Annotated in this window: 18 protein-coding genes; 9 read left to right on the top strand and 9 right to left on the bottom strand. The window is 71.9% G+C overall.

Going from position 1 to position 17,917, the window contains the following annotated elements; genetic code table 11:
• The first annotated feature begins 65 nt into the window (after positions 1 to 65).
• Complete coding sequence (locus KI385_RS30030) at positions 66 to 827, top strand: class I SAM-dependent methyltransferase (RefSeq protein ID WP_238575237.1); 762 nt, start codon at positions 66 to 68, stop codon at positions 825 to 827.
• A gap of 75 nt (positions 828 to 902) precedes the next feature.
• Here KI385_RS30030 and KI385_RS30035 read toward each other — a convergent pair whose 3' ends face one another.
• The 3 genes from KI385_RS30035 to KI385_RS30045 form a co-directional block, all read right to left on the bottom strand.
• A complete protein-coding gene (locus tag KI385_RS30035) occupies positions 903 to 1,655 on the bottom strand; it encodes an amino acid ABC transporter ATP-binding protein (RefSeq protein WP_238577919.1) in 753 nt (250 codons plus the stop codon).
• Between the two features lie 50 nt (positions 1,656 to 1,705).
• Positions 1,706 to 2,647: an amino acid ABC transporter permease gene (locus KI385_RS30040; RefSeq protein ID WP_238575238.1), complete on the bottom strand. Its 942-nt coding sequence runs from the start codon at positions 2,645 to 2,647 to the stop codon at positions 1,706 to 1,708.
• A 65-nt stretch (positions 2,648 to 2,712) separates the two neighbouring features.
• On the bottom strand, positions 2,713 to 3,687 hold the full coding sequence (locus KI385_RS30045; protein WP_238575239.1) for an ABC transporter substrate-binding protein: 975 nt from the start codon (positions 3,685 to 3,687) through the stop codon (positions 2,713 to 2,715).
• A 530-nt stretch (positions 3,688 to 4,217) separates the two neighbouring features.
• On the opposite strand from KI385_RS30045, the gene KI385_RS30050 reads away from it, so the two are divergent.
• The 3 genes from KI385_RS30050 (at position 4,218) to KI385_RS30060 (ending at position 7,231) form a co-directional block, all read left to right on the top strand.
• Positions 4,218 to 5,447, top strand: coding sequence for an NAD(P)-dependent malic enzyme (locus KI385_RS30050; protein WP_238575240.1), 1,230 nt, complete (start codon positions 4,218 to 4,220; stop codon positions 5,445 to 5,447).
• Between the two features lie 147 nt (positions 5,448 to 5,594).
• On the top strand, positions 5,595 to 6,557 hold the full coding sequence (locus KI385_RS30055; RefSeq protein WP_238575241.1) for a zinc-binding dehydrogenase: 963 nt from the start codon (positions 5,595 to 5,597) through the stop codon (positions 6,555 to 6,557).
• Between the two features lie 41 nt (positions 6,558 to 6,598).
• Positions 6,599 to 7,231: a HutD/Ves family protein gene (locus KI385_RS30060; protein ID WP_238575242.1), complete on the top strand. Its 633-nt coding sequence runs from the start codon at positions 6,599 to 6,601 to the stop codon at positions 7,229 to 7,231.
• Here the strand turns inward: KI385_RS30060 and KI385_RS30065 are convergent.
• On the bottom strand, positions 7,194 to 7,700 hold the full coding sequence (locus KI385_RS30065; protein WP_238575243.1) for a cupin domain-containing protein: 507 nt from the start codon (positions 7,698 to 7,700) through the stop codon (positions 7,194 to 7,196). The two genes, KI385_RS30060 and KI385_RS30065, sit on opposite strands and share 38 nt — an antisense overlap.
• A 1-nt stretch (position 7,701) precedes the next feature.
• On the bottom strand, positions 7,702 to 8,508 hold the full coding sequence (locus tag KI385_RS30070; protein WP_238575244.1) for an antibiotic biosynthesis monooxygenase: 807 nt from the start codon (positions 8,506 to 8,508) through the stop codon (positions 7,702 to 7,704).
• A gap of 170 nt (positions 8,509 to 8,678) precedes the next feature.
• Between KI385_RS30070 and KI385_RS30075 the strand changes: the two genes are divergently transcribed.
• Positions 8,679 to 8,888, top strand: coding sequence for a helix-turn-helix domain-containing protein (locus KI385_RS30075; RefSeq protein ID WP_128512254.1), 210 nt, complete (start codon positions 8,679 to 8,681; stop codon positions 8,886 to 8,888).
• Positions 8,888 to 9,451, top strand: a complete 564-nt coding sequence (locus KI385_RS30080) for a Clp protease N-terminal domain-containing protein (RefSeq protein ID WP_238575245.1) — start codon at positions 8,888 to 8,890, stop codon at positions 9,449 to 9,451. The genes KI385_RS30075 and KI385_RS30080 overlap by 1 nt, the downstream gene beginning before the upstream one ends.
• A gap of 199 nt (positions 9,452 to 9,650) precedes the next feature.
• On the opposite strand, the gene KI385_RS30085 is transcribed toward KI385_RS30080, so the two are convergent.
• The 4 genes from KI385_RS30085 to KI385_RS30100 all read right to left on the bottom strand — a co-directional run bounded on the left by KI385_RS30085 (position 9,651) and on the right by KI385_RS30100 (position 13,666).
• A complete protein-coding gene (locus tag KI385_RS30085) occupies positions 9,651 to 10,532 on the bottom strand; it encodes an SCO6745 family protein (protein ID WP_238575246.1) in 882 nt (293 codons plus the stop codon).
• A 641-nt stretch (positions 10,533 to 11,173) separates the two neighbouring features.
• Positions 11,174 to 12,319: a PadR family transcriptional regulator gene (locus tag KI385_RS30090; RefSeq protein ID WP_238575247.1), complete on the bottom strand. Its 1,146-nt coding sequence runs from the start codon at positions 12,317 to 12,319 to the stop codon at positions 11,174 to 11,176.
• Positions 12,320 to 12,321: 2 nt separating this feature from the next.
• Positions 12,322 to 13,275: a DUF4097 family beta strand repeat-containing protein gene (locus KI385_RS30095; RefSeq protein WP_238575249.1), complete on the bottom strand. Its 954-nt coding sequence runs from the start codon at positions 13,273 to 13,275 to the stop codon at positions 12,322 to 12,324.
• 208 nt (positions 13,276 to 13,483) lie between these two features.
• On the bottom strand, positions 13,484 to 13,666 hold the full coding sequence (locus tag KI385_RS30100) for a DUF6104 family protein (RefSeq protein WP_030081126.1): 183 nt from the start codon (positions 13,664 to 13,666) through the stop codon (positions 13,484 to 13,486).
• Positions 13,667 to 13,819: 153 nt separating this feature from the next.
• Between KI385_RS30100 and KI385_RS30105 the strand changes: the two genes are divergently transcribed.
• The 3 genes from KI385_RS30105 (at position 13,820) to KI385_RS30115 (ending at position 17,917) form a co-directional block, all read left to right on the top strand.
• Positions 13,820 to 14,251: a CU044_2847 family protein gene (locus KI385_RS30105; protein WP_238575250.1), complete on the top strand. Its 432-nt coding sequence runs from the start codon at positions 13,820 to 13,822 to the stop codon at positions 14,249 to 14,251.
• Positions 14,251 to 16,524, top strand: coding sequence for a VMAP-C domain-containing protein (locus KI385_RS30110; RefSeq protein WP_238575251.1), 2,274 nt, complete (start codon positions 14,251 to 14,253; stop codon positions 16,522 to 16,524). The genes KI385_RS30105 and KI385_RS30110 overlap by 1 nt, the downstream gene beginning before the upstream one ends.
• A 337-nt stretch (positions 16,525 to 16,861) precedes the next feature.
• Entirely contained in the window at positions 16,862 to 17,917 is a 1,056-nt protein-coding gene (locus tag KI385_RS30115) for an AAA family ATPase (RefSeq protein WP_238575252.1), read from the top strand.

Consider the following 17,917-nt stretch of genomic DNA (forward strand, 5'->3'; position numbering starts at 1 on the left):
CGGATTACTTGTTCGTGGTAATGGGTGTTGCTAGTACGAGGGTATTACGCCATGGAGGGGAAGCGATGACCGAGACCGCCGTCGGTGCCGATTGGCAGGCGTGGCAGAACAGTTGGGACCGCCAGCAGGAGTGGTACCTCCCCGACCGTGAGGAGCGGTTCCGGGTGATGCTCGACATGGTCGAGGCGCTGGTGGGCCCCGAGCCCCGGGTGCTGGATCTTGCATGCGGTACGGGCAGTATCTCCGACCGGCTGCTGAAGCGGTTCCCCAAGGCCGAGAGTGTGGGCGTCGATCTCGATCCCGCGCTGCTGGCCATCGCGGAAGGGTACTTCGGGGGCGAGCCCCGGGTCAGCTTCGTACGGGCCGATCTCAAGGACCCGCGGTGGACGGCGAAGCTGCCGCACGCGTCGTACGACGCGGTGCTCACCGCCACCGCGCTGCACTGGCTGCACACCGAGGACCTGCGCGGGCTCTACGGGCAGCTCGGCGAGCTGGTGCGGGACGGCGGGGTCTTCATGAACGCCGACCGGATGCCCGAGGAGGCGACCCCGCGGATCAATGCCGCGGAACGGGCGTTCCGGCATGCGCGGATGGACGTGGCGAAGGCCGCCGGCGCGGTCGACTGGGCCGAGTGGTGGCAGCTGGCCGCCGCCGACCCGCGGCTGGCCGGGCCGACCGCCGAACGCTTCGAGATCTACGGCGAGCACGCGGACGGCGACACACCCTCGGCACGGTGGCATGCGGCCGCGCTGCACGACGCGGGCTTCGCGGAGGCCCGGGCGGTGTGGTCCTCGCCCACGGACGCACTGGTGCTCGGCCTGAAGTAGGGCCGAAAACCCGCGGTGGGGCCTTCTCCCGGAGGAGAAGGCCCCACCGCGCGGGGAAAGCAGCGAGCCGTCGCGTTACAGCACCTTCGACAGGAACGACTTCGTCCGCTCATGCTGCGGATTGCCGAGCACCTCGCGCGGGTGGCCGGATTCGACGACCACACCGTCGTCCATGAAGACCAGCGAGTCGCCGACCTCGCGGGCGAAGCCCATCTCATGGGTCACGACGATCATCGTCATACCGTCGGCGGCCAGGTCCTTCATGACGTCCAGAACGTCACCGACCAGCTCCGGGTCCAGCGCCGAGGTCGGCTCGTCGAAGAGCATCAGCTTCGGCTCCATCGCCAGCGCACGGGCGATGGCGACGCGCTGCTGCTGGCCGCCGGAGAGCTGCGAGGGGTAGTTGCCGGCCTTGTCGGCCAGGCCGACGCGGTCCAGGAGCTTGACCGCCCGCTCCCGGGCGGCGGACTTCGACTCGCCCTTGACCTGGATCGGCGCCTCCATGATGTTCTCCACCGCGGTCATGTGCGGGAAGAGGTTGAAGCGCTGGAAGACCATGCCGATATCGCGGCGGCGGGCGGCGACCTCGCGGTCGCGCAGCTCGTAGAGCTTGCCGTTGTGCTCGCGGTAGCCGACCAGTTCGCCGTCGACGGACAGCCGGCCGGCGTTGACCTTCTCCAGGTGGTTGATGCAGCGCAGGAACGTCGACTTGCCGGAGCCGGACGGGCCGATCAGGCAGAAGACCTCCCGCGGCGCGACCTCCAGGTCGATGCCCTTGAGGATGTGGGCCGCGCCGAAGGACTTGTGGACGCCCTCGGCCTTGACCATCGGGCCCCCGGAGGTACCCGCGGCCTTGCTCGTCGTCATCTTGCTTGTGGTCATGCTGCACCTCCGGCGCGGTTGAAGCCGCCGGACAGCCTCGCCTTGGCGCGCTGGAGCGGGGTGGGCGGGAGCTGGCGGCTGGAGCCGCGGGCGTAGTAGCGCTCCAGGTAGTACTGGCCGATGCTCAGCACGGTGGTGGCGATCAGGTACCAGGCGGCGGCGAGGATCAGCATCTCCACCACGACACCGGAGTCCCGTCCGACGTTCTGCGCTGCCTGCAGCAAATCGTAGTACTGGACGGCGATGACCAGCGATGAGGTCTTCAGCATGTTGATGACCTCGTTGCCGGTCGGCGGCACGATCACCCGCATCGCCTGCGGCACGATGATCCGGCGCAGCGTCTTGCCGTGGCTCATACCCAGCGCGTGCGCCGCCTCGGTCTGGCCCTCGTCGACGGCGTTGAGGCCGGCCCGGCAGATCTCCGCCATGTACGCCGCCTCGTTCAGGCCGAGGCCCAGCAGCGCGCACAGGAACGGGGTCATGAAGTCCGACCACTCGTCCTTGTAGATCGGCATGATGTCGATGTACTGGAAGACCAGGCCGAGGTTGAACCACAGGAACAGCTGGACGTAGACCGGCGTACCGCGGAAGAACCAGACGTAGAACCACGCGACCGTGGACGTCACCGGGTTCTTGGACTGGCGCATCACGGCCAGGATCACGCCGCCCACGACGCCGATGATCATCGAGAGCACGGTGATCAGCAGGGTGTTGCGCAGACCCTTGAGGATGTCCCCGTTGAACATGTACTCCGGGATGGCGTCCCAGTTGACGTTCCCCGAGGCGAAGGCCCGGAAGAGCAGAGCGACCAGCCCGATGACGACGATCGCCGCGACCCAGCGCCCGTAATGGCGGACCGGGATGGCTTTGATGGGCTCGGGGTGGGGCGGCGGAGCGTCCGCCGGCGGCTGGGCCGACTTGTCGACGTCAACTGACACGGGTGTTGCCTTTCAGCATTCGGCGGGAGGTGCGCAGAGGGGACGGGGGCACAGCTCGGAGCGGCTCAGGTGCCGCCATTGAGCTTCACTTCCTTGACCGCGGCGTCCTTGACGTCCCACTTGTCCAGGACCTTGGCGTACGAGCCGTTCTTGATCGTGCGTTCCACGGCGGCCTTGAGCGCGTCGCGCAGCTTCTCCTGGCCCTTGGGGACCGCGATGCCGTACGGGGCCGCCTTCAGGGGCGCACCGCCGACCATCTGGAAGTCCTTGCCCTTGCCGGAGACCTTCACCGCGTACGCCGCGACCGGGTAGTCGCTGGAGACGGCGTCCACACCGCCGGTACGCAGCCGGGTCTGGGCCTCGGAGTCGTTGTCGAACGCCTCGATGGCGATCGGCTGCTCGTCGTTCTTCTCGCAGGCCTTCGACTTGTCCTTGGCCAGATCGTGCGAGACGGTGCCGCGCTGTACCGCGATCTTCTTGCCGCACAGCGTTTCCCAGCCGTCGATGCCCTTGGTCTTGCCCTTCTGGGTGTAGAGCGAGACGCCGACGTTGAGGTAGTCGATGAAGTCGACGCCCTGGCCGATCTTCTTGCCGGTGTTGCTGTCGATGCCCTCCTGGCGCTCCTTGGTGTCCGTCATCGCCGACATCGCGATGTCGTAGCGCTTGGACTTCAGGCCGCCCATGAGGGTGTCGAACGTGGCGTTGTTGAAGTTGAGCTTGATGCCCAGCTCCTTGCTCATCGCCGCCGCAAGATCGGGGTCGATGCCCTCGACCGCGCCGTTGGAGCGGAACTCCACCGGCTTGTAGGTGATGTCCGAGCCGACCTGGAGCAGGCCCTTTTCCTGGACGTCCTTGGGCAGCAGCTTGAACAGCGGCGCGTTGACGTTGCGGTTCTTCTGCGCCTCACGCTTGGCGATGGCCGCGTCCGTCTGGTCGCCACAGGCGCTGAGAAGCAGCATCGAGGCGGCGACCGCGGCCACCGCGGCCACGGCTGTACGTGACCTGCCGGCGGCCGGGCGACGGATGGTGCTTGCGGTCATGCTGATCCTCCTGCGGATGGAGAAGCCGACGTGACGAAAAGGGTCGGGCACACACCTTCGAGCGTCGCGACCTCGGTTGGTGACGGAATCCTGCCATCCGGACTCCGGTATTCGGACTGCTGTACAGGTCAAAATCGGATAACGGACGGGTAAGACGGGGTGGCGCCCTTGTGTCGCAAGGGAGACCGGTCACCCGTGAGGCGCAAGGGGCGCCCGGAGCGCTTCGGATGTCTCGGATTCCGGACAGCAGATGGGTGGCTCTTCTCCGTTTTTGATGCATTTCGCCGTTATTGTCGGATCCCTGAACCCGAGAGTAATGAATCTGACTCGTCGGGGCCCGCGCCCGTCCGGTAGAAAGGTTCGTTACACCCCTCATCCGGGGCTCAGGGCGCGTGTGCGGCGCGCCCGGCGTCCGTACCTCCCCCCGCTGGGCGGCCATCCGCCAGGCAGGGCGCGGACGCGGTGCCCGCCCACCCCTTAACCAGGGAGTGGCCACCCTCAACAGATTTACGAATAAAGGGGTAAGACAAGTGGCAGCGGAGATCGTCAATCCTCGCAGCGACGGCAATACGGGCGCGGACGAAGGCGCGGGCAGTGCTCCCGACGGAACCTTCGATCCGGCCTTCGCGCTGCATCGCGGCGGCAAAATGGCCATCCGGGCGACCGTCCCGGTCCGCGACAAGGACGACCTGTCCCTCGCATACACGCCGGGCGTCGCCAAGGTGTGCAGCGCCATCGCGGAACAGCCCGAACTCGTGTACGACTACACCTGGAAGTCCCAGGTCGTCGCCGTGGTCACGGACGGCACCGCGGTGCTGGGCCTGGGCGACATCGGCCCGGAGGCCTCGCTTCCTGTGATGGAAGGCAAGGCCATCCTTTTCAAGCAGTTCGGTGGCGTGGACGCGGTGCCGATCGCGCTCGGCACCACCGACACCGACGAGATCGTGGAGACCGTCATCCGGCTGGCGCCGTCCTTCGGCGGCGTCAATCTGGAGGACATCTCGGCACCCCGGTGCTTCGAGATCGAGCGCCGCCTCCAGGAGGCGCTGGACATCCCGGTCTTCCACGACGACCAGCACGGCACCGCCGTGGTCACCCTGGCCGCGTTGCGCAACGCGGCCAAGCTCACCGACCGCTCGCTCGGCCAGCTGCGTGCGGTCATCTCGGGGGCCGGTGCGGCCGGCGTGGCCATCGCCAAGATCCTCATCGAGGCGGGCATCGGAGACGTCGCGGTCTGTGACCGCAAGGGCGTCGTCTCCGCGGACCGCGGCGACCTCACGGACGTCAAGCGCGAGGTGGCCGGCTTCACCAACAAGGGCCGGCTGACCGGCTCGCTGGAGGACGCGCTGGACGGCGCGGACGTCTTCATCGGGGTCTCCGGCGGCACGGTGCCGGAGGAGGCGGTGGCGAAGATGGCGAAGAACTCGCTGATCTTCGCGATGGCCAACCCCACCCCGGAGATCCACCCCGATGTCGCGCACAAGTACGCGGCCGTGGTCGCCACCGGGCGCAGCGACTTCCCCAACCAGATCAACAACGTGCTGGCCTTCCCGGGCATCTTCGCCGGTGCCATGCAGGTGCGGGCCTCGCGGATCACGGAGGGCATGAAGCTCGCCGCCGCCGAGGCGCTGGCCGCCGTCGTCGCCGATGAACTCAGCGCCGACCGGGTCATCCCCTCCCCGTTCGACGAGCGCGTCGCGCCGGCCGTCACCGCCGCCGTCGCGGCCGCCGCCCGCGCCGAGGGCGTGGCGCGCCGCTGACCCGCCGCCGTACGCCGACGGGCCGGGCCCGCACCTGACACGGGTGCGGGCCCGGCCCGTTGTCGTGGCGGCGCGCTCGGGGCGGCGCGGTGCGTGTCACACCCGTACGCGGTACCGCAGCGCGCGGCCGCGGCCTACGTTGGGATCATGTTTGCTGCCTACGCCGCCCGCATCGACCGTGACCAGCCGCTGAACGGCCTCGAATTGGGGGAGCGCCCGGCCCCCGACGTACGCCCCGGCTGGACGACCGTCAACGTCAAGGCCGCCTCCCTCAACCACCACGACCTGTGGTCGCTGCGCGGGGTGGGGATCAGCGAGGAGACGCTGCCGATGATCCTCGGCTGCGACGCCGCCGGAGTGGACGCGGACGGCAACGACGTCGTCGTGCACTCCGTCATCGGCCAGACCGGTCACGGCGTCGGCCCCCGGGAGAAGCCCTCCATCCTCACCGAGCGCTACCAGGGCACCTTCGCCGAGCAGGTCACCGTGCCCGCCTGGAACGTGCTGCCCAAGCCGAAGGAACTCTCCTTCGAGGAGGCCGCCTGTCTGCCCACCGCCTGGCTCACCGCGTACCGGATGCTGTTCACCAACGCGGGCGTACGGCCCGGCGACAGCGTCCTGGTGCAGGGCGCGGGCGGCGGTGTGGCGACCGCCGCCATCGTGCTGGGCGCCGCCGCGGGGCTGCGGATCTTCGCCACCAGCCGGGACGAGGCCAAGCGCAAGCGCGCGCTGGAGCTGGGCGCCGAGGCGGCGTTCGCGACCGGTGAGCGGCTGCCGGTGCGGGTGGACGCGGTGATCGAGACCGTCGGCGCCGCCACCTGGTCGCACTCCGTCAAGTCGCTGCGCCCCGGCGGCACTCTGGTCATCTCGGGCGCCACCAGCGGATACCACCCCGAGCGCACCGAACTCAACCGGATCTTCTTCCTGGAGCTGAAGGTCGTCGGCTCCACGATGGGCAGCAAGGAGGAGCTGGCCTCGCTGCTCAGCTTCTGCGCGGCCAAGGGCGTCCGGCCGGTCATCGACTCGACGCTGCCGCTGGACCGGGCGCGCGAGGCGTTCACGAGGATGGCGGAGGGCGACCTCTTCGGCAAGATCGTGCTGACGGTCTGACGTTTCTTCTTCAATCGGCGGGTGATCGGAGGCTGGGGAACGTGCGGATCCTGCGGGCGGAGGGGCGGGTCGCCGCGCCGTGGAGCAACGGCGGCGGGGTGACCCGGGAGATCGCCGTCCATCCGCCCGGCGCCGGGTGGGACGGCTTCGTCTGGCGGGTCAGCCTGGCCGATGTGACCCGGGACGGGCCGTACTCGCCGCTGCCCGGCGTCCGGCGGATCCTCACCGTCGTCGACGGCGCCGGGCTGGAGCTGACGGTGGACGGCACCACCCGGCTCCTCCCGGACCGCTACCGCCCGTTCGCCTTCCCCGGCGGCGCGGCCACCGACTGCCGGCTGCTGGGCGGCCCGGTCGTCAACCTCAATGTGATGCTCCGGGACGGGCGGGCCGGCGCGACGGTGGAGCTGGTGCGGGGGAGCCAGGTGGTGCGGCCGGGGGGCGGTGCGGATCCCGGCCAGGGGGCGCTCATCGTTGCCGTGGAGGGGCGTACGCAGCTCACGGAGCCCGGGGCCGGGGAGCCGGGGGAGCGGTTGGAGCGGTTCGACGCGGCGCTGCTGACCGGGCCGGACGCGGCGCCGGTCGCGCTGCGGACGGACGGTGTCGCGGCGGTGATCGGCCTGTCCGGCCCCGGCTCCGTCAGCTCTTCGGGGCGTCGCCCGGCTTCTCGTCGATGAAGTAACTGTCGTGCCGGACGAGGAAGTCCGTGAACTCCTGCCCGCCACGCTGTGCCATTTCGGCGACGCGCTCGAAGTACTCCTCGCGCGGGGCGCCCGGGGAGAAGAGCATCAGCAGCGACGCGGGGTCGTCGGTCTCGTTCCGGAACGCATGCAGTCCGCCCGGCGGGACGTAGAGGAAGTCGCCCGCGCCGCCGGTGATCCAGCGGTCGCCGTCGTAGAGCCGCACCGCGCCGGACAGCACGAAGAACGACTCCGAGATGGTCCGGTGGAAGTGGGTGCGCGCCCCCGCCGCTCTGGGTCCCAAGTCCGCCCGGTACAGGCCGAATTCGCCTCCGGTGGTGGTGTGCGTCGCCAGGTAGTGGGTGCGGTTGGCTCCCGCGACCAGGTCGGGCGGGGTGTCCGCCGGGCGGTGCACCGCGGAGATCTCGCCGTTGTCGCCGAGGTAGCGGGGCTCGGGGTAGGACATGTCAGGTCCCTTCGGTGGGTGTGCGGGCAGAGATGTTGATCAGGCTCTTGTACAGGTGATACTGCGGCACGGCGGGCAGTTGGGGCGCTTCGGGGCCGCCGGGGTCGTCCGCTGCCGTCGCGGGCTGCGCGAGGACCGCCGGGGCCGGTGTCACGCCCGCCAGGGCATCGACCGCCGCCCTCAGCAGCCTGGCCGATGCTCCGTGGTCGACGAATTCCCGCCAGGCCGAAGTGTCCGTCCACTCCGCGACATTGAGCACCCGCTCACCGTCCTGGCTGAGGTGGAAGTGGGCGCCGAGCAGTCCCGGCACCTGTTCACGGGTCAGCAGGTCGACGACGGTGTCGGCGAGAGCGCGCTGGGCGTCCGCGCCGGCCGTGGCGAAGGCGGGGGTGACCAGCAGCGCGGGGCGCCGGCCGACGGGCCGTGGGGGCACATAGCTGCGGTAGCGCCGGTAGCGCACCAGGCCCGGCCGCCGGATGCCGGGGATCGCCGCGTCGATCCGGCCGACGACCGCGGGTCGCTTGGTGCGCCCCCATTCCCGGTGGGCGTCGTCATCCGTCCATTGCGCGTAGTGGAGGACATGGCTGCCGTCGGTGCTCAGGAAGGCGGTGAGCGAGAGCATCGCGTCCGGCCGTTGCCGGTGCTCCCATTCGGCGAGCACCGAGTCGGCCGCCGGGCGCTGGAATGCGGCGTCCGGCACGATCCATGGGCTGAGGAGGACGGTCCCGGCGTCGTCCCGCCGGAAGTCGGGGAAGTCGGGGAAGTCTGTGAGCTCTGTGAGTTTCGTGAATTCCGTGGGAGGGGGCATCGGGGGCTCCGTTCCGCGCCGTGGGTGCTGATGAGTCGGAGCCTGCCTCCTCAAGTGTGCTTGAGGTCAAGGGTGGTGGGCGTGGCGGCGGTTGAGGCGGAGGGATCGTCGCCGGTGGGTGCGTGTCAACGATGGTTGACAGTGGGGAAGTGTCAACGTAAATTGACGTCATGACCGAAGCAACGGATCTCGCCGAGCAGGCGGGTGATCGGGACCCCAGGGTCGGGCTCCGTGCGGTAGCCGCGCTCCGTCGGCTGCTGGAGCAGCTCGAAGCCGTGCAGGTGCGCAGCGCCCGCGCGCAGGGCTGGTCGTGGCAGGAGATCGCGGCCGAGCTGGGGGTCAGCAGACAGGCAGTGCACAAGAAGCACGGGAGGCGCTGATGTTCGAGAAGTTCACGGCCGATGCGCGCGCGGTGGTGCGTGGCGCGGTCGAGCAGACGGACCGTACGGGCAGCGGCACGGTCGGTGAACCGGAGCTGCTGCTCGCACTGCTGGACCGGGCGGATTCGCCGGCCGCGGAGGCGCTCGGCGCGCTCGGTGTGCATGAGCGGCGGGAGTCGGTGGCGGACGCCCTCGCGGCGGTGCGACGGCGGGGCGGGATGTCGACGGCGGACGCGGCGGCGCTGGCCGGGCTCGGGATCGACCTCGACGAGATCGTGGCGCGGGTGGAGCAGGCGCACGGCGTGGGCGCGCTGTCCGCCGACGGGCCTTCCGGGCGTCGCAAGCGGGCGCGCCGGCCGTTCAGTGCGGAGGCCAAGTCCGTGCTGGAGCGTGCCCTGCGGATCGCGGTCGGCCGCGGCGACCGGTACATCGGTGACGAGCATCTGCTGATGGCCCTGACCGCGAGGCCCGGACCGGCCGCCGCGGTGCTGGCGGACCACGGGGTGACGTACGGCGATGTGGTGCGAGAGCTGGGGGAGGCCCGGGGCAGGCGCGCGAGTTGAGTGGTGGGGGCTGCACGTGCGGGTGGCCGCCGGGGGCTGCACGTGCGGGTGGCCGCCGGGGGCTGCACGTGCGGGTGGCCGCCGGGGGCTGCACGTGCGGGGCTGCCGGTGAGCCCGCCCCTATGGGGCTGCCGGTGGGCCTGCCCCTACGGGATTGCCGGTGGGCCCGCCCCTATGGGACTGCCGGTGGGCCTGGCCCCTACGGAGCCCCGACCTTCACCGCCCCGATCCCCAGCGTGCTGCGCCGCGGGAGATAGCCGGCCTCGAAGACCGCGCCCACTACGGGGTGGAGAAGGTGCGCCAGCCGCTCGGCGCGGGAGTGGCCCAGGGCCCGCCACGGTCCGGCCGCCAGCCGGTCCGTCATCCGCTCGATCGCCTCGCGCTCCTTGTGGGCGCGCTCGGTCGCGCTGCCGTCCGGGGCGATCCACCCGCGGGCGGCGAGGCGGTGCCGGGCGTCGCTCCATTCCTGCGCGCTCCAGCCACGCCCCGCGAAGTCGGCGGCCGGCGCGGCTCCGATCGCGGCGAACGACACCAGGGCCTCGCACGGATCCAGTCCGCAGGTCAGCAGCGCCGCCAGATGGCCGTCGCCGCGATGTTCGCGGAGTGCGGTCGCGGCCTGCCAGAGCACCAGATGGGGCGCGTCGGGCCAGGGCAGATCGAGGTTGGCGGCGGCCAGCGGGCGGGCGGCCGGGCCGGCGTTCTCGGCCGCCTGGCGGGCCAGCCGGGCCGCCTCGCCGAGCTGGGCGGCGCTGAGCCGGCCGCCGATGAGGGAGGTCAGTGCGCGGTCCATGGCCAGCAGCCGTGCGTCCAGCACCTTGGCCGGCTCCGCGACGGTCCAGATCTGCGGGATATGACGGGCGATCAGCCGCGGGCTGAAGCTGTAGTACGTCGCGGCCACCAGCTCGGGCCCGGCGGCGCCCAGCGGAGCCGTACGCCAGGCGAAATAGCTGGGCCAGCGGGTGGCGACGTCATAGCCGAGGTCGGCGGCGACCTGGCGGGCCTCGGGGGCGAAGTACAGCGTGGCGTGCAGTGGCTCCAGTACGTGCCACATCCGGCGGGCGACCGAAAGGTATTCCGACATCGCTTTACCTCATGGCCTTCACGATGCGTGGGCAGACAGGGAGGGTTGGACCGTAGTCCGGAACACGGCCGTCGGTCCGAGGAATCGGGCAGCTGGGGCTCCCTGGAACCCGGTGCCGGACGAAAAGCCGTGCGAAATACTGACTTCCCCGATTACGCCGCGTAAATCCAGCACGTAGATGACAACTCTGTGTAGCTGACGCCTGGTTGGGGCGCAGAGGGTTTCGGCCGCCGGTGCAGGAGGCCCCGCGGACCGTCCGCTCGGGACGTCCGCGCGATCTTCGGTCGAACGCGGGCGGCCCCCGCACCTGACGAGGGCCTCGGTGCCCTTGCGACGAATTCGCCCGGAACTTCGCGGAGCGCGGTGAACTCGGCGCCGCGCTCGCCGTGTTCGTGGACGGACGCAAGGTCGCCGACCGGATGGGCGGCGGCGATGACCAGCGCGCCGAACGGCTCATCGGGGCGCTGCGGGACAGCGTCGGGGGGTAGGGTCCGGGGCCCGGCCCCGGGGGTGTCGTGCCGCCGGCGCCGGGCGCTTGGCCGGTCGGCCGCGGTGAGGGCGGGCGCACTCCGGCGCGTCCGCCCTCACCGGGGTCGGGCAACCGGGCGGTTGCCTCGCCCCGCTCGTCCGGCTGGTCGCGGCTAGTCGTCCGGATCCGTGAGCGAGGAGTACTGCTCCGGGTGGCGCAGCAGCGCGCCGATGTGGGCGGCGGCCGTCGACAGCCGGCGGCGGGACTCCTTGAGCTGCTCGGCCGTGACGCCATGATCGCGCGCCGCGTCCCGCAGATCGTCGCGGAAGCGGTCCAGCAGCCGGTCGAAGTCGCGGGCCGGATCGTCGCCGGCCGGCTCTTGCGCCCACTCCGGCGCCGGGGGAGCCTCGGCCGCCGGGCCCTCCTTGGCCGGATCGACGCGCTCGACCGTCACCCGGACCGCGTCGGCGTCGCCGTTCCGCGCGCCGCCGTCCTGCGCACCGGCCCGGTCCTCGCCGGGCTGACCGCCGGTGAAGCGGCCGACCTCGCGGGACACCTCGGACAGCGCCTCGCGCACCGCGCCCGACCAGTCGCCGGTCCGCACCGCCCCCTGGGCCTGCTCCTGTACGCGCTTGATGACCCGCTGGATCTCCTCGCGCGCGAACACCTGGGCCTCCCGGGCCTGCTTACGGGCCCGCTGGGCGTCCTGCCTGGCCCGCTTGCTCTCCTCCTTGGCCCGCCGCGCCTGTTCCTTCCACTCCTCCTTGGCGCGCCCGAACTCCTCCTTGGCCTGCCGCCAGGACTCCTTGTCGCCGAATGCGCCGTCGAAGTAGTCGGAGGCGTCCGAAAACGGCCGTCCGGCGCCGTCGTCCGTGCCGGTCTTCGTCCCGTCGCCGTTCCGCCCGGCCCTACCGGACGCGCCCGCACCCGCGCGGGCCTGCTGTGCGGCTTCCCGGATCTCGCGGCGCAGATGCCGCGCCGAACCGCTCACGTCCTCCCGGATGTCGGAGGCGAGCGCGGCGACCGACTCCCTGATCTCCAGCTCGAGGTCGGCCAACTCGCCACCGCGGTCGGCGAGTTCGGCCCGGCCGGCGTCGGTGATCGAGTAGACCTTGCGGCCGCCCTCGGTCGCATGCGTCACCAGGCCCTCGGCCTCCAGCTTGGAGAGCCGGGGGTAGACCGTGCCGGCGGAGGGGGCGTACAGGCCCTGGAAGCGCTCCTCCAGGAGGCGGATGATCTCGTAGCCGTGCCGCGGGGCCTCGTCCAGCAGCTTGAGGAGGTAGAGGCGGAGGCGGCCATGGGCGAAGACGGGAGGCATGCTCAGAGCACCTTCTTCTCGGCGGGCGGGGTGGTGGGCGAGTCCTTGTGCGGGCCCGGGGCCGGGCCGTCGCCCGGGCCCGCGGGGCCGTCACCGGGGTCGCTCCGCGGGTTCTCCTCGTCCTCGAAGGCGGGCCGGCGCAGCAGCGCGAGGCCGCCGGAGACGGTGGTGACCTTGAGTGTGCCGGTGCCCGCACCCAGCGAGCCGGTGATCTTCTTCGCCCCCCACTGGCCGCTGACCCGCAGAGCGTCGAAGGCGTTGGCGACCGTGCCGGTCGTGGTGTTGGCGTCCACCGTGGCGTCGGTCGGGTCGGGCAGCCGGATGGCGACCTCCCCGGAGACCGTCGTCAGATGGATGTCGGCGCCCTGCGCGGGGTCCAGATCGAGGACCATGTTGCCGCTGACGGAGTCGGCGTGCACCGCGCCGCCGGCGCCGTCGATGACCGTCAGATCCCCCGAGACGGAGTTGAACCGCAGAGCGCCGGTGAGCGCCTGCACCTCGACATCGCCCGACACCGTGTCGGCCCGCACCGCACCGGCCAGCCCGACGAGCGTGCTGTCACCGGAGACGCCGCGGACGTCCGTACGCCCCGTGATGCCGGAGACCACCGCGCTGGCGCCGACCACGCCGACCTCGACACGGGTGTCGGCGGGCACGGTCACCGAGACCACCGCGCCGCGGTTCCACCCCTTGCGGTCGAGGAACTTCAAGAACCCCTTCCAGGGGAGGTCCTCGTAGCCGACGGACAAGGTGCCGCCGCTGCACGAGACGGTCAGCGGCGGGCCGTGCAGCTCGCTGATCTCCAGGCGGGCAGGGCTGCCGTCCGAGGTGCCGACGACATTGACGGTGCCGCCGACCACGCGCACGTTGAGCGCCTCGACGGGCTCCGTGATCTCCAGCTTGCGTGGTTCGGCCACCTGCATCGGATACTGCGACCACTCGGTCCGGGCTGACATTCCTGGCCTCCCCTGGATAGCCGTGCAACGCAACATATCGCGTCTTCTCCAGACACGATATATCGCGGGTTGCGGAAGTCAAGCGCCCCGCCCCGGAGCTTGCCCCTATTCGCCCCCGACGCGTCCCCTAGGGCCTACGTGCCCAGGGCCTACGCGTCCGGGGCCTACGCGTCCGGGGCCTGCTTGTCCGGGGTCTGCCCGTCCGGGCCTACTCGTCCTCGTCCTCGTCGTCCAGGCGGGCCAGCCAGGTGGCCAGCCGCTCGACCGGAACCTCGAAGTCCGGGTTCAGGTCGACGAACGTACGCAGCTGATCGGCCACCCATCCGAGGGTGACCTCCTCCTCGCCGCGCCGGTTCTCCAGCTCCTCGATGCCACGGTCAGTGAAATACACGCGCTCTCCACCAGGGGTCATGGGACATTCCCGGCCAGGATAGGCAGGCCCACGGACCTCTCGCGCCACAGGCGCCCGCGGGCTAGCCTGATCACCTGTCAACGGTCCTGCGGCAATTGGGGAATTGCCGTCCAGGGGGAGCAGGAGGCCGTGATGCAAGATCGCGCACAGCGCATCGAACTGCCCGACGGCACGGAGGTCTGGGCCCGGGTCTCCCGGCTGGACGCGCCCGGGCTCGACGGGGTGGACGATCCGGACGGGACGGCGGACGAGGATTTCGAGGACGTCGGCGCCTGGGACGCGCTCGGTGCCCGGGTCGAGGGGCTCCGCGAGGTGATCGGCGGGGTCGCCGACAGCGTCCGGCAGGCCACCGAGCGGGTCGCGCCGCACGAGACCAGTGTGACCTTCGGCGTGGAGCTGTCGGCCAAGCCCGGCAAGGCCGTCGCCCTGCTCGCGGACGGTGAGGCGAAGGCCAACCTCTCCATCACGCTCACCTGGCGGAGCGAGCGCGCCGGCTCCTCTCCGGAGGGGCCGCGGCGGGCGAACGCGGCCGACCGCCGGGAGCCGGATGATTCGAGCCGCTGATGGCGACCTCCGAGGGGCAGCCCACCGGCCGCGGTGACCGCGCCCACTACGCACAACTCCTCGACCACGCCGGACGCACCACCGTCGGACTGCGCGCCGCGCCGGACGCGACCGATACCCGGCTGTGGGGCAGCGGTGTGCTGATCGCGCCGGGATGGGTGCTGACCTGCGCCCATGTGCTCGCGGCGAGCGATGGGCGGCGCCGCGAGACCGGCCCGGCCGGTGTCTTCGGGGTCGCGTTCGGCGGCCAGGTCGTGCCCGCGCGCTGGGCGTACGACCTGAGCCGGCCCGACCCGGCGGCCGGGCCCGCCGCCGCCCGCGCCGATCTCGCCCTGGTCCGGCTGCTCGACCCGGAGATCGAGCACCCCTGTGCCTGGCTCAGCGACCAGCCGGCGACGCTCCTGGAGGACGCGTACATCTTCCGCGGGCACGATCGGTCGGGCGGAGGCGGAGGCGGAGGCGGGGGTGCGGCCGGGGCCGGCGGGGTCGGCGGGGCCGGAGCAGGCGGTGTGAGCGGCGGTGCGGCCGGGGGTCCGGCGGGGGAACGCGTAATACGTGAGTCGGAGGGCGACGGGGACGGCGTACGCGGAGCGCAGGAGGCACACGACGGCGGCGGCGCCGATGCCGCACCTGCCGCCCCCCGTACCCCCACCACCCCCGTCGACCCCTTCATCGCCGTCCGCTTCGGCGCCCGTGACGCCCGCGGTCTCCAGTTCGGCAGTGATGTGCGGGTCACGCCCGGCGCGTCCGGCGGGCCGCTGCTGGACTGTGACCGCGGCGAGGTGGTCGGCATCGTCAAGGGCCGCCACCAGCAGGATCATGTCGGGCTCGCGGTGCCGGTCACCGCGCTGCGCGGGCTGGGCCCCGAGCATCTGGTCGCGGGCGCCGAGGGCCTGGGCCCTGACCCGTACCACGCGCTGATGAGCCTGCACGACCGCTGGCACTGGGCAGGTCAGGACCTCGGCCGGAGCGGCGGGTCCACCTGGTTCGACGCCCAGCACGCGATCATGGCGGGCCGGGGCCGGTTGTGGGGCGTACAGGAGCGGCTGCAGGCGCTCGATCTGCTCGCCCGGCTGCCCGCACCGCGCGACCCGCTGGCCGTGGAGGCGGCGGTCGGCGAGGTGCTGGACCGCGGTGAGCGGCCCGGGGCCTGGTCGCTGCGTACCTGGCGGGACGGCCATGGCGCGCTCTACCAGGGCAGCGATCCGTACACCGAGCTCCGCACCTTTGTGCACTATCTGCGCATCGTGGCCCAGCTGACCGCCGACGAGGTGCGCGACGTACCGGGCGAACAGGCCGCCGCGGTCCGCGAAGAGGCGGCCCGCCTCACGGAGTTCGTGCAGGCCAAGGCGGTGGTGCTGCAGCCGCAGGACCGCCGCAGGATCGGGCCGGTGCGGCGCCGGCCGCGCTCCGTGCTCGTCGAGTTCGAGCCGCTCTTCTACGACGAGGGCGGGCACGAGCTGTTCAACTGGTCGGTCAGCGAGGGCTACGGCCAGGGGCAGTGGCTGCGGGTGGATGTCCAGGAGTCGGCCGGCGGGGTGCCCTTCGAGGAGGCCAGGGAGCAGATGCTGCGGCGGCTCGGCGGGCGGCTGCTGCGGGCCGACAGCGACGCCGGGCCGGGCGCCCGGGTGCGCCTGGAGGTCGCCGTCCCCGAAGGCCGCTGGCACACCGCCGCCGGCCAGTGGGAGGTCGCGGCCTCGACCCGGCGCACCGCCCGGCTGCGGCCGGTGGGCCCCGGGCGCGCGGTGATCCTGCGCGACCAGGGACGGCGCGAACAGGTCGATCCGGCCTGGCTGCGCCGCTGGCAGGGCCTTGCCGCCGCGCCCGAACTACAGGCGCTGCGCCTCCCGCCGCGCGCCGGCGCGCGGCCCGGCGCTGGCTCCGCCGAGGCGATCTGGCGGCTGCTGGAGAAGACGGACGAGGGCGCGCTGCCCGCGCTGTGCCACACGGTCGCCGAAGGGTTCGGGCGGGACGCCGTCGGCGTCGCCCTGGACACCGGCTTCCCGGCCGGGCTGTGGCCGGCCCGCGGCCACGGCGAGGAGCGGGAGTGCGATGCCTCGTGCGAGGAATTCCACCGCGGGGTGCGGGAGTTGCTTCAGGGCTCGGGCGGCCTGGTCCGGCTGCCCGAGCTGGTCAGAAAGCTGCGCGCGCAGGCCTCCGAGGCCACGGAGGAGGGCACGCACTGGGCCCGCGACCTGGTGCTCCTCTACGACGATCCGGAGGACCCGATACCGCAACTGTTCACGGACCGGCCACAGGTGTCGCCGCGATGAGCGGGCCGGCGCTGCCCCTGGGCGAAGCGAGCGCCGCGTACGCCCCGCATGCGCCCGGTGCCCGCCCCGGCCGCCTCCGCCCCACTGCGGCAAGTGGCGCCCCGTACACAGCACTTGGCGCCCCGCGGCGCCACCACGCGAGACCGGAAACCGCCCCGTGCGCTTCCGTATGGATGGGTACTGTCATAGCGTCGTGGAAGACTTGTTCGTGACGACGTGATGGCGATGAGTGTGCGTGGCGGGCGCGGGGGAGGCCGGGGCGGATGCCGACGTCTCCGGTGGGCCTCCATGGCCCTCGCTCCAGACCGATGCCTGGCCGGCGACGAGGAGTTCCGACGTGAGCGACTGGCTCATCTACCGTGGCGCGGGGGCACCGCACGACGGAATTGAGCACCTTCCGCCGCCACCCCCCTGGCGCGATTTCGACGGCGGCCCCCTCGTGGCGCCGCCCGCCGCCCTGGACCCCGCCTCCGAGCGCAGGCTGGGCGTCCAGCACCGGGAGGCCAGCCATCACCGCCCCGGCGAGACGGAGCGCGAGCTGGTCAACGCCGCCCTCTATCTGCGCCGGCCGCTGCTGGTGACGGGCGCGCCGGGCAGCGGCAAGAGCACCCTGGCGCATTCGGTCGCCTATGAACTCGGCCTCGGCCGGGTGCTCAGCTGGCCGGTCGTCAGCCGCAGCACGCTCCGCGACGGCCTGTACGACTACGACGCCATCGGCCGCCTCCAGGACCTCCAGATCGCCCGTGTCGCCCCGACCGCCGAGGAGGCCGCGGCGGCAACGGGTGCGGATGCCGCCGATGAACCCGGCGGCGGCATCGGCCGCTATATCCGCCTCGGCCCGCTCGGTACGGCCCTGCTGCCCGCCGCCAGGCCCCGCGTACTGCTCGTCGACGAGCTCGACAAGAGCGATATCGACCTGCCCAACGACCTCCTCAACGTCCTGGAGGAAGGGGAGTTCAGGATTCCGGAGCTGGAGCGGCTGGCCGGATCCGCCCCCGAGGTGGCGGTGCTCAGCGACGACGGCACCCGGGTGACGGTCCGCGACGGCCGGGTGCGCTGTCACGCCTTCCCCTTCATCGTCCTCACCAGCAACGGCGAACGGGACTTCCCGGCGCCCCTGTTGCGCCGCTGTATCCACCTCCACATCCCGGCCCCCGACAAGGAGCGGCTCGCCGCGATGGTGCGGGCCCACTTCGGTGAGGGGGCCGCCGAGCGCTACGAAGCGGTGATCGACCGCTTCCTGGACCGCGAGCCCGGCGATGTGCGCGCCGTCGACCAGCTCTTCAACGCCATCCACCTCACCCAGAAGGCCGGCTGGACGGACGAGGACGAGGAAGAGACCCGGCGGCGTCTGACGGCGGAGCTGATGCGACCTCTTGATCGGACGAGGTGA

This window comes from Streptomyces inhibens (assembly GCF_022221585.1).
Classification (GTDB): domain Bacteria; phylum Actinomycetota; class Actinomycetes; order Streptomycetales; family Streptomycetaceae; genus Streptomyces; species Streptomyces inhibens.

Bases quoted from the DNA above. Each gene is read 5' to 3' on its own strand.
- KI385_RS30030 (WP_238575237.1), top strand. From the start codon at position 66: ATGACCGAGACCGCCGTCGGTGCCGATTGGCAGGCGTGGCAGAACAGT.
- KI385_RS30035 (WP_238577919.1), bottom strand. From the start codon at position 1,655: ATGGTCAAGGCCGAGGGCGTCCACAAGTCCTTCGGCGCGGCCCACATC.
- KI385_RS30045 (WP_238575239.1), bottom strand. From the start codon at position 3,687: ATGACCGCAAGCACCATCCGTCGCCCGGCCGCCGGCAGGTCACGTACA.
- KI385_RS30055 (WP_238575241.1), top strand. From the start codon at position 5,595: ATGTTTGCTGCCTACGCCGCCCGCATCGACCGTGACCAGCCGCTGAAC.
- KI385_RS30065 (WP_238575243.1), bottom strand. From the start codon at position 7,700: ATGTCCTACCCCGAGCCCCGCTACCTCGGCGACAACGGCGAGATCTCC.
- KI385_RS30070 (WP_238575244.1), bottom strand. From the start codon at position 8,508: ATGCCCCCTCCCACGGAATTCACGAAACTCACAGAGCTCACAGACTTC.
- KI385_RS30075 (WP_128512254.1), top strand. From the start codon at position 8,679: ATGACCGAAGCAACGGATCTCGCCGAGCAGGCGGGTGATCGGGACCCC.
- KI385_RS30080 (WP_238575245.1), top strand. From the start codon at position 8,888: ATGTTCGAGAAGTTCACGGCCGATGCGCGCGCGGTGGTGCGTGGCGCG.
- KI385_RS30085 (WP_238575246.1), bottom strand. From the start codon at position 10,532: ATGTCGGAATACCTTTCGGTCGCCCGCCGGATGTGGCACGTACTGGAG.
- KI385_RS30090 (WP_238575247.1), bottom strand. From the start codon at position 12,319: ATGCCTCCCGTCTTCGCCCATGGCCGCCTCCGCCTCTACCTCCTCAAG.
- KI385_RS30095 (WP_238575249.1), bottom strand. From the start codon at position 13,275: ATGTCAGCCCGGACCGAGTGGTCGCAGTATCCGATGCAGGTGGCCGAA.
- KI385_RS30105 (WP_238575250.1), top strand. From the start codon at position 13,820: ATGCAAGATCGCGCACAGCGCATCGAACTGCCCGACGGCACGGAGGTC.
- KI385_RS30110 (WP_238575251.1), top strand. From the start codon at position 14,251: ATGGCGACCTCCGAGGGGCAGCCCACCGGCCGCGGTGACCGCGCCCAC.